Source organism: Actinoplanes regularis (assembly GCF_900188005.1).
Taxonomy (GTDB): Bacteria; Actinomycetota; Actinomycetes; order Mycobacteriales; family Micromonosporaceae; genus Actinoplanes; species Actinoplanes regularis.
Genome location: NZ_FZNR01000050.1, coordinates 1 through 9,987 on the forward strand (window position 1 = coordinate 1; position 9,987 = coordinate 9,987).

The following is a 9,987-nucleotide window of genomic DNA, read 5'->3' on the forward strand; positions in this document are numbered from 1 at the left end:
ACGCAAGGTGAAGGGCGGTTAGGCGCTGGCGGGGCAGGCGGCGGGACAATGCTGCCGGGGAATCAGTCGAAATCTGGTGGGACGAGTGACGCTTCTAGCCGACCTTTTTCGGTGACATCGTGCGGCGGCGAAAGACACACTCTCGTCGGCATGACATTGCGCCTGGAAGGCTCGCTTGTAGTTCTTCGACTGTCGGTGGTGAGTTCCTGTGAATCACCATCGTTTCACCCGGCGAAGCGCCGGGTTGCCGGTCAGGTCAGCCCTTTTGCGGCGCGTCAGCTTTCTGCGCGCGCAGGTAGGCCGTCGCCATCGTGCGACGGGAGCGAGCCTCGGTGGTCGTCATGTGCGACTCCAGGCGTTCGCACTCGTCGGGGGTCAGGGCGGCCGCGATCGCCTCGCCGTAGGTGGGAGCCAGCGGGTTCGGGGCCGTCTGCTTCACCGATTGCCAGTCGGCGAACGGCTCGGCCGGAACGTCCAGTTGGGCGCGGTAGTCGAGTTCGATCGCCTCGAAGCCGGCTGCGGCGGCCCAGGTCAGCAGGTCGCGCTCGTCGAAGTCAACCAGCGTTGCCTCGTCGCCGACCTGGCGGGCCACCTTCGCCAGCAGGTCGTCGACCGGTGTGCGGCCCAGGCCGAACAGGTCGCCGGGGCGGTACAGCATAGGGAACCGGTTGATCGGCTCGAAGATCGACAAGCGTCCGCCGGGGCGCAGTACCCGATAGAACTCGGCGAACGCGGCCTGTTTCCGGGCGCAGTAGATGAGGACCGACCGGGTGGTGACCACGTCGACCGAGGAGTCCCGGACGGTGGCCAGGTCATCGGCCGCGGCCTGCACGAAGCTGCACCGCTCGTCCTGAGCGGCGGTCCGCCGGCATTCGTCAAGCAGATCGGCCGAGATGTCGCTGAAGATGACGCGTCCGGCCGGGCCGAGGCGGTCCAGCGCGCCGAAGCCGATGAGGCCGGTGCCGCAGCCGACATCGAGGAGCACGTCGTCCGTCCGGAGATCGGCGCGATCGAGGACTCCGTCCCGGAAGGCGTCCAGGCTCGAGGCGTGCCTGGCGCGGATGGTCCCGCTGTCGCCGTCTCGCCGAGTCAGCAACCATTTCGCCCACACGTCGCCCACCCGGTCACCGTAGCGGCTCCGTCGGTTTCGCGCGTCCGTCGCGCTACGGCGCCCGGACCGGTCAGCACGTCCACAAAGGTCGCGTGCCGGCAGGACAGCGGTGTATGTGACACAGCAACCAGACTGCTGCGCGGAATGGCTCACTGTACGAACATTCAAGGTCTGTATCGCCCATATGGCCCCAGTCAACTCGACCATGATCAGGTGGACTGTCACCGGCACGAGCGTGAGCCGACCAACGATGGATCTCGTGACTGTGCGCAGCGTTCTGCCTGCGGCAAATGAGGACGTTTGAATGGAGTTCCGATCTATGGAGTATCCAGTCGATCGCAGGTGCGGCTGAGGAACTTATCAGCTTCTCTCAGGTTGACCACAGCCGAGAATGCATAGATTGCGCCCTATGGATAGCTCACGTGATCCTGCGATTTCGTCGAACGCCGATGTTGGGGCGGAATTCGAGGGCACGGAAACCGCCAACTCGGCGTACCGAACAGCGGTGCCAGCGCTGCCTCGGTGGGCGCGTCTTGCTGGAACGGTGGGCTGGATGGCACCCATTCTGGGATTCGTACCGCTGCATATCCCATGGATTCTAGGAATCCCTTTCCTGGCACATAAGGCAAGCTTCGACTCCTGGTACAACGGTCGCAGCAACGGCACGGAAGGATTTCCCGACGGAATCATGGGCGTCCCCGCAGGCGCCGTGTATCTCGGGATACTGGTGCTGCTCGCCATCCTGGGTGGTGTCCTGTCACTGGGCCTGATCAGCCCCTGGGGCCTGGTCTTTCCCCGATGGGTGCCATGGCTCGCCGGACATCGAGTCCCTCCGTGGTTCCCCCTCACCCCGACTGTGATCGGTTCGGGCATCATGGTCGCCTACTCGCTCACTCTGCCCATACAGCTACCCCGCGCGATTGCCGATGCGAGCCCGGATGATCCGTTCACGCTCACCGGCGCACTGATCGGCTTGCCGATTCTTCTGGCCTGGACGGTCGCGCTGCCAGCCGCCGGCTGGTCGTACTACCGCCGGACCCGTCGAGCTTCCTGGCGGCGATCGACTAGCACGTGACCAGAACCGCTTCGCTCACATGGACGACGCTATTTCGGTGCGATGCTGGTTCACTCGCATCGGCCCGACAAGATGTCGAGCAGCGAGAGTGCTGGTCACCGGGCCTGACGGCTGCGGCCAGCCGGAACGTCCGGACGGCGGCAGATGAGGGCGGCGGCCATCCGCTCGGATCGCGGCCGAACGATGCGCCCGATCTAGTGAAAAGCCGTCGGGCAAGACCTCGGGAGTATTACTCGGCGGAACGCGGCCGCCGTCCGGCGGTACCGTTCTGACGGTGCCTGACGTTTCTGGTGACATCCCTTTAGGAGACGATGAGCATATTGATCTTCTTCGGCTTGAACTGGCCGAGGTTCGAGCGTCGGATGACCGGGCGGATCGCAAATCGCAAATCCTGCTCGGCTTCACCGGCGTAATCCTCGGAATTTCCGTCACCACGGTGGGGAGGTGGCGCGGTGATAAATCGACAGGCACAACCGCCTTCGCTCTTGCCAGCTGTTCTATCGCTTTGTTGGGCTTCGCGGTACTTTTATTAGTGCTCGTCGTCAGCCCGCAGCTCGGCGGCTTGGCCGGGAAATACTCATGGAACAGACGTAAGCCGCGCAGTTTCCGGAAAGCTTGGCAAGACCTGGCGCCACGAAGCCCCGGCCTGCGAGGGCTACTTGATCTTCCGCAAGATCTCTATACCGCCTTTATCTCCCGACACGGTACCGGCGAAGAGGTCCTCCATGCGATCACCTCTGACTCTTCGAACAGCATGAAATTGCGACTCGCATGTCTAATATACGCACTCGCGATTCGCGCCAAGATTAAACATAGAGGAATTCAATGTGCGTTAGCGGCGATGCTTGCCGGATCAGCACTGCTGGGCGCGGCTACGGTCATTGGCCAATGAGGCACACTCAACTCGGCAGATCCGTGCATTCGGCGGTCGGCCTTGTGCTATGGCTGCTGTGACGCAGCGTTGCGTGGTCCGGTGTGGTGGTGAGGCGGCTGCGTGCCAGGCGTGTCCACCCCGTATCGATGCGCGGGCGGCGGATGGTCGCCTGGTGCTGGCATGGACGTCTCGCAGCGGCTGCGCCCGGACGCCTGTTCTGCCACGCGTACGGGCGCGGCAAGGGCGAGCACCGGCGGCCACCCCTGGCTGTTCGAACGATGGAGACTCGCCGGGTTTGGGCTTGTCAGCCGGGGCCGGCGAAAGATTGGTGCAGACCACTGGGCGGATGCCCGATTAGGCTGCTCGTATGTGCCGCTCGGGGTGCGGATGAGTACGGGCGCGCCGGAGGCCGTGTCGCCGGATCTGCGTGCCCTCCTGGAGGCGGACCCGCACGGGTGTGCGTTGGCGAGAGCGGTCCGGGCCGGCGACGGCGACATTGTGGACTTCACGCTGATCTACCTCAACGAGGCCGGCAGCCGTTTCCTGGAGCGACCGGCGGGTGAGTTGATCGGCAGGACGTATCGCCAGCTGTGGCCGGAGACCGTCACCGACGGCTCGCTGGAGCTGTATCGGCGGGTGGTACGCGACCGGGTACCGGCGGCGCGGACGGTGTATCACGACCGGGCGAGCGTGTCCGGTCATTTCGAGTTCCGGGTGGTGCCGTTCGGTGACGGCTTCGTGGCCCGGTTCGTCGACCTGAGCAAGCTGACGCTCGGTTCGCAGACCGAGGGTGGGTCGCGCCTCTACGACGCCCTGGACGCGGCGTTCGACGGGTTCGCGCTGCTGCGGGCCGTCCGCGACGACACCGGAACGATCGTGGATTTCACCCGCGAGTGGGTCAATCAGATCGGCGCCAAGCTTGCCGGGCGCATCGTGGAGGACCTGCTCGGGCGGGGCATCGTCGAGCACCCCTCCGGCCCCACAGACATCGAGTTGTTCCCGAACCTGCGTGCGGTGGTCGAGACCGGCGACACCTGGCAGCGGCAGCTGACCGTGCCGGACACGGCCCAGGTGTGGCAGGTCAAGGCCGCCCGGGTGGGCGCCGCTGCTGTCGCCGTTTCGTACCGCGACATCACCGACCAGGTCGATCAGCAGCGGCAGCTCGAACAGAGTGTGGCCCAGGCGCGCGCGGCGGCCGTACGGACCAACGCGTTGCAGACGGTTACCGCCGCGCTGGCCGCGGCCGGTACCCCGGACGAGGTCTACCTCGCCATGGGTACGGTGGTGCGCCCCTCGGCCGGTGGACAGGGCCTCGCGGTCCTGCTGACCGAGCCGGGCCGGCTGGTGCTGCGATACCACGCCGGCTACGAGGAGCATGTCGTACGGCAGTTGCGGGAGTTGTCGCTGTCGCACCCGTACCCGGCCACCGGCGTGGCGCGCACCGGCCAGCCGCGGTACCTGAGCTCGCCGCAGGAGTTCACGGCGGCCCAACCGGACCCGGCATCGGCCATCTCCGGTGGCGGCCGGTCGGCGTGGGCGTTTCTCCCGTTGAGCTCCGGCGGCCAGATCCTCGGCACGCTGGTGATCGGCTACCGGCAGCAGCGTGATTTCGACGATGACGAGCGCGCCAACCTGATGGCGTTCAGCCGCACCGCCGCTCAGGCTCTGCAACGGGCTCTGCTGTACCAGGCCCAGCTGTCGATCGCGGCAGACCTTCAGCGGGCCCTGCTGCCCGCGGTGCTGCCCACCCTGCCCGGTGCCCGACATGCCGTGCGCTACCTGCCCTGGACGCAGGGCTCCGACGTCGGCGGTGACTGGTACGACGTCATCCAGATCAGCGTCGACCGGGCTGCCCTGGTGATCGGTGACGTCGCCGGTCACAGCCCCCAGGCCGCCGCCACGATGGGACAGCTACGCAGCGCGCTGCGCGCGTACGCCGCGGCCGGCTACCCACCCGCCGAGGTGATCCGTCGCGCCAACGAGCACCTGCTGCGCTACGAGCCGCAGGCCATGGCCACCTGCTGCTATCTCGAACTGCACCTGTCCGAGGGCACCGCCACCGTGGTCCTGGCAGGTCACCCGCCACCGATCCTGAGCACCGGCGGCCGTGCCGCGCCGCTGCGGGTGAAACCCGGACCGCCGCTCGGCACCCGCCGTGCGGCCTACCACGACCAGGTCATCGCGCTGCCCGCCGGATGCAGTCTGGTGCTCTACACCGATGGCCTGATCGAGGACCACCGGTACACCGTCGACCGTGGCTTGTCCGAGCTGTGCCAGGCGATCCACGCCGCGCCCGTACTCGACCCCGAAGAGCTTGTCGAGCACATCCTGTGTACGGGAGTCGGCCCGAACCCGCGCAGCGACGACGTGGCCATCCTCGCGGTCACCATCGACGATCTCGGACCAGCCGGTTAATCCCAGCGTTGATCCGTACGGCGAGCAGCCGAGCGCGCCACGAGCCAGGCTCGACCACGGCGATCTCGGGGGTGGCCGGCGCCTTGCTGGAGGCGAAGGCCCGCGGTGGGAGCGTCCTCCTGATGCGCTGAGGCGGTCCCAGTAGCGCAGCTGCCCGCACTGGTCGCCGTCGGTTACCAGGATGGCGAGCTTGCGTCCGGCGAAGCTGTGCGGGCCGTTGGCGAGAATGGACAGCGCCGGGGACGGGGCCAGGTCGCGGATCGGCTCGCGAGCGGGGGTCGAGGGCTGCGGGAGGCTGGGCAGGCCGAGCCTGCGGGCGATCTGGGTGGCAAGGTCCTCGTCGACGTTGCGCAGCCCGCCGACCATCCGGGTACGGATGTCCGCGCGTTCGACCTTGCTCAGTTCGAAGACGTACGCGTCGGCGATGTGCCGGCGTTCGGTCGGGGTCTGGCTGAGGTAGACCTGGCGTGCCCGGCTGTAGTGGTCGGCGAAACTCTCCGGGCGCAGCCGCGCTCGGAGGGCGGCCGGGGCCGATGGCCTGGCACCGCCGTTCCGAACCGAACCAGTCGGCGCGCTCGGCCTGATCCCGATCGTCGGCTTCATCCTCGCCAGCGTCAGCGTCGCTGATCGCTGAATCCGTCCCGCCCGGCGCCTGGCCGCGGCAATGTCGCAGCGCTCCCTCAGCCGTGTTCAGCCATAGTGATCGCCCTGTGCGGCCGGGCCGGGTTTGCGTACAGCGCCGGCCGGGCAGCAGTACACCGCTCATCCCCCTCGGTGCTTGGAGGCATCAGATGACCGTCGGCGGCATCATTTCCGCGATCGTCGTAGGCCTGATCATCGGCGCCCTCGGGCGTCTGGTCGTACCCGGCAGACAGAACATCCCGATCTGGCTGACCTTCGTCATCGGTATCGTCGCCGCGCTCATCGGCACCGCCATCGCCCGCAGTGCAGGCTGGGCCGATACCTCCGGCGTCGACTGGCGCGAAATTGTCACCCAGGTCATCCTCGCCGCCCTCGGCGTCGCCGCCGTCGCCGGCTCCTACAGCCGCCGTCGTGTCTCGTGACCTGACCAGTCAGTGACGGTGGCGTGGGCCCAGCAGGCCCACGCCACCGGTTTTCAGGTCTGACGCACGGCCCAGCGGCCCGGCGATCACGTCGCTGGCGAAACGTCATCGCACGGATTCATGAACGAGAATTCCCCGGCGTCGACGCGGCCGACCTCGATCTGGATCAGCACCGCGGGCGGGAAGCTGGGCGGTCATGCAGGGGGTTGCATACTGGTCTGCGGCGGAGGTGGGTCGGTGTGACGGGAACATCTGAGCAGGAGCGGCTGCAGGTCGCGCTGGACGCCGCCGGTATGGGGACGTTCGTCTGGCATGCGCGCCAGGACTACGCCGAGTCGGACCCGCGGATGCTGGAACTGTTCGCGCTGCCCGCCGGTGGGGTGTTGTCACTGGCCGGGGCGCTCACCTCGATGATTCATCCGGATGACCGGCAGCGGTACAGCGACGCGGTGGCGGCCGCACTCGATCCGGCCGGTGACCACCAACTGGCCCAGGACATCCGGGTACGCCGTCGCGACGACGGGTATCGCTGGGTCGCGGTGACCGCCCGAGCGTTCTTCGAGGGTAAACCGCCGCAGGCGGACCGGCTGGTCGGGGTGGCCGCGGATATTACCCGGCGGCGCGAGATCGAGCTGGAGTTGCGATCGAGCGAACAACGCCGGACGTTCCTGCTCGACCTGTCGGACCGGGTGCGGCTGGTCACGGACCCGGTCGCGGTGCAAGCCCTGGCGGTCGAGGCGTTGGGGGTGCGGCTGGCCGCGAGCCGGGCGATGTATCTGGAGGTGAGCTCCGGATCGGACGGTGACATGTACACCGTCGAGCGTGACTACCACGCCCTTGGCACCGTGAGCGGGGTCGGCTGTTACCGGGCGGACGACTTCGGCGCCACCCTGTTCGACGAGTTGCGTGCGGGCCGCACGCTGGTGGTCGCCGATGTCGCTACGGATCCGCGGCTCACCCCGGACGAGCGGGTCAGCTATCAGCGGATCGGCGTGGCCGCGTACGCCGCGGTGCCGTTGATCAAGGACGGTCGGCACGTCGCGGCCCTGGTTCTGCATCAGGCCGCGGCCCGCGACTGGGACGACCAGGAGATCACGCTGGTCGAGGAGGTCGCCGAGCGCACCTGGGCGGCGGTCGAGCGTGCCCGTGCGCAGGATGCGCTGCGCGAGAGCGAGGCCCGGTTCCGGCAGGTGCTGCAGGCCGCACCGCAATTGATCTGGGTCTCGCAAGCCGACGGGGCCGTGGAGATGCTCAACGACAACTGGTCCACGATCATCGGCGCGGCCACCGGCACCGGTGATGACCGCGAGTTGCTGGCCGGGATCTTGCATGCCGGGGACGCGGACGGTTTCCTCGCCGCGTGGGATTCGTCGCGGGCGGCCGGAAGCGCATTCGACCAGCAGGCCCGGCTGCGGATGCGCGACGGCACCTACCGCTGGTATCTCATCCGGGTCGTCGGGTACCAGGGCGGCACCAAGCGGTTCGGTGTGGCCACCGACATCCATGACCGGCACAGCGCCGAGGAACGGGCTCTCGCCGAGCAGACCGAGGCCCGCGAACGCGACCACCGCACCGCCCTGCAACTACAGCGGGCGCTGCTGCCCACCCGGACCGTCGAGCGGCCCGGCTTCGACATCGCCGCACGCTACGAGGCCGGCAGCGTCGCGCTCGTGGTCGGCGGGGACTGGTACGACACGTTCGAACTGCCCGGCGGCAGCATCGGCCTGACCGTGGGCGACGTTGTCGGGCACGGTCTGAGCGCCGCCACCACGATGGGCAAGATGCGCATCGCCATGGGCGCGCTCGCCCCGCACGCGGCCGGGCCGGGGGCGCTGCTGACAGACCTCGACGGGTTCGCCGCCGGCAGCGGCGGCAGCGACTTCGCGACCGCCTGCTACGCGCTGCTCGATCCAGCGAGCCGGCAGCTGCGCCATGCCTGCGCCGGCCACCCACCCATGCTGGTCGTCACCGCCGACGGCCGCACCCGATGGCTCACTGACGGTGGTTCCGCCCCCATCACCGGTAAGCAGATCGGCGCCCGCCCCGAAGCCATCGAAACTCTCGAGCCCGGGGCGTTGCTGCTGTTGTACTCCGACGGGCTGGTCGAACGGCGCGGCGAGCCGCTGACGGCCGGACTCGACCGGCTCCGGCAGGCGGCCCTCGAGCTGCGGCACGGGTCGGCTGCGGAGATCTGCGACGGGCTGTTCGCGGCGATGGGTGTCGCCGAGCAACGCAGCGACGACGTCGTCGCACTGTGCCTGCGCATGCCCGCCGGCACGGCCGCAGCCTTCCACCGAACGCTGACGGCAGACAAGCGGGAACTGTCACGGCTGCGCGGCGCCCTGCAGGCCTGGCGGCGCGCTATCCAACCGGCTGACCGGGATGAAGCCGACATGCTGCTCGCGGTCAACGAGGCCTGCGCGAACGCCATCGAACACGCGTACCGGGGCCGTGAGCCGGGCACCGTCGAGGTCACCGTCAGCCCGGACGCGGATGGCACCTACCTGGCCTCGATCCGCGACTTCGGCCGCTGGCAGGAATCCGCCGCCTCATCCGCGTACCGGGGACGTGGCCTGGGCATCATCCGCAGCCTCAGCCACGGATTCGAGTACCGTTCCACACCGGCGGGCACGCTCGTGCAATTCCGCCTACCCGCGAAAGGGACGACCGCATGACCGAGGCCCAGGCGGATGTGCAGATCAGCCAGGAGGCGGGCCGGTCGGTGATCCGGATCCGCGGCGAGGTCGACATGGCAAACGCTGACGCCATCGGCGAGCGGGTCCGCGCCACCACCCGGCCATCCGACGCCGTCGACCTGGACCTGCGCGGCGTGACCTTCCTCGACAGCAGCGGCCTGCGCATGCTGCACCACCTGTCCGACACGTTCAACCAGGCCGACGGCCGGCTCACCGTCGTCACCGCGCCGGACGACATCGTCGGCCGGCTCCTGGCCATCACCCACATGGATACCTACCTGCACGTACGCGACGATCCCCAGGTGTGACGACGTCCTGCGACCGACGCGACGATGAGATCGTAATTTCTTGCTGGCCGGCGACGGGTAGTGCCCTGCGGCGAACTCGTGGCACTTCGCGATCCGGCCCCGGGTGGCGTCGGGGGACAGTGCCCGTCCATGCCGAGCTGCGGAACGGCGGCGCGGCGTATCGAGCAGCGACACGAGTGGTCTGCCACGCCGGGCATCAACCTGATCCTCTATTCGGCACCCGCCCGCATGAGAAGAGAACCGCGGTCCTCAAGGGCCCGCCGGCCGGCTCAGCGTCACGTCCGGGGTGGATCAGAGGGCGTCGGCCGGGAGGGTTTTGCGCATCTTGGCGAGGGCTTTGGTGAGTAGCCGGGAGACGTGCATCTGGGAGATGCCGATTTGTTCGGCGATCTGTGTCTGGGTCTGGTTGCCGTAGAAGCGCAGGATGATGATTTTGCGTTCGCG

8 protein-coding genes and 1 pseudogene are annotated in these 9,987 nt (G+C 68.1%); 6 read left to right on the forward strand and 3 right to left on the reverse strand.

The features are described from left to right. Positions 1-256: 256 nt before the first annotated feature. The gene (locus CHC09_RS44600; RefSeq protein ID WP_179277573.1) at positions 257-1,120 is read right to left on the reverse strand and encodes a class I SAM-dependent methyltransferase; all 864 of its coding nucleotides are present in this window, start codon (positions 1,118-1,120) and stop codon (positions 257-259) included. Between the two features lie 400 nt (positions 1,121-1,520). Between CHC09_RS44600 and CHC09_RS46035 the strand changes: the two genes are divergently transcribed. The 3 genes from CHC09_RS46035 to CHC09_RS44610 all read left to right on the forward strand — a co-directional run bounded on the left by CHC09_RS46035 (position 1,521) and on the right by CHC09_RS44610 (position 5,475). Further along, positions 1,521-2,186 (forward strand): hypothetical protein, encoded by a 666-nt coding sequence (locus tag CHC09_RS46035; RefSeq protein WP_143232957.1) that lies wholly within the window; start codon positions 1,521-1,523, stop codon positions 2,184-2,186. 274 nt (positions 2,187-2,460) lie between these two features. Next, the gene (locus CHC09_RS46040) at positions 2,461-3,078 is read left to right on the forward strand and encodes a Pycsar system effector family protein (protein WP_143232958.1); all 618 of its coding nucleotides are present in this window, start codon (positions 2,461-2,463) and stop codon (positions 3,076-3,078) included. A 351-nt stretch (positions 3,079-3,429) separates the two neighbouring features. Next, on the forward strand, positions 3,430-5,475 hold the full coding sequence (locus CHC09_RS44610; RefSeq protein WP_179277574.1) for a SpoIIE family protein phosphatase: 2,046 nt from the start codon (positions 3,430-3,432) through the stop codon (positions 5,473-5,475). Positions 5,476-5,793: 318 nt separating this feature from the next. Here the strand turns inward: CHC09_RS44610 and CHC09_RS49010 are convergent. Then, positions 5,794-6,078, reverse strand: a pseudogene (locus CHC09_RS49010) (catalase-related domain-containing protein); the annotation flags it as partial. Positions 6,079-6,266: 188 nt separating this feature from the next. On the opposite strand from CHC09_RS49010, the gene CHC09_RS44620 reads away from it, so the two are divergent. From CHC09_RS44620 to CHC09_RS44630, 3 genes are all read left to right on the forward strand, one after another. Continuing rightward, positions 6,267-6,539, forward strand: coding sequence for a GlsB/YeaQ/YmgE family stress response membrane protein (locus CHC09_RS44620; RefSeq protein WP_089299341.1), 273 nt, complete (start codon positions 6,267-6,269; stop codon positions 6,537-6,539). A gap of 239 nt (positions 6,540-6,778) precedes the next feature. Further along, complete coding sequence (locus tag CHC09_RS44625; RefSeq protein ID WP_089299342.1) at positions 6,779-9,214, forward strand: SpoIIE family protein phosphatase; 2,436 nt, start codon at positions 6,779-6,781, stop codon at positions 9,212-9,214. Next, complete coding sequence (locus CHC09_RS44630; protein ID WP_089299343.1) at positions 9,211-9,543, forward strand: STAS domain-containing protein; 333 nt, start codon at positions 9,211-9,213, stop codon at positions 9,541-9,543. The genes CHC09_RS44625 and CHC09_RS44630 overlap by 4 nt, the downstream gene beginning before the upstream one ends. Positions 9,544-9,834: 291 nt before the next feature. Here the strand turns inward: CHC09_RS44630 and CHC09_RS44635 are convergent. Continuing rightward, the coding region (locus CHC09_RS44635; protein ID WP_143232906.1) for a sigma-70 family RNA polymerase sigma factor at positions 9,835-9,987 on the reverse strand (153 nt) is incomplete at its 5' end.

Coding starts and splice junctions, on each gene's coding strand:
- CHC09_RS46035 (WP_143232957.1), top strand. CDS start 1,521: ATGGATAGCTCACGTGATCCTGCGATTTCGTCGAACGCCGATGTTGGG.
- CHC09_RS44620 (WP_089299341.1), top strand. CDS start 6,267: ATGACCGTCGGCGGCATCATTTCCGCGATCGTCGTAGGCCTGATCATC.
- CHC09_RS44630 (WP_089299343.1), top strand. CDS start 9,211: ATGACCGAGGCCCAGGCGGATGTGCAGATCAGCCAGGAGGCGGGCCGG.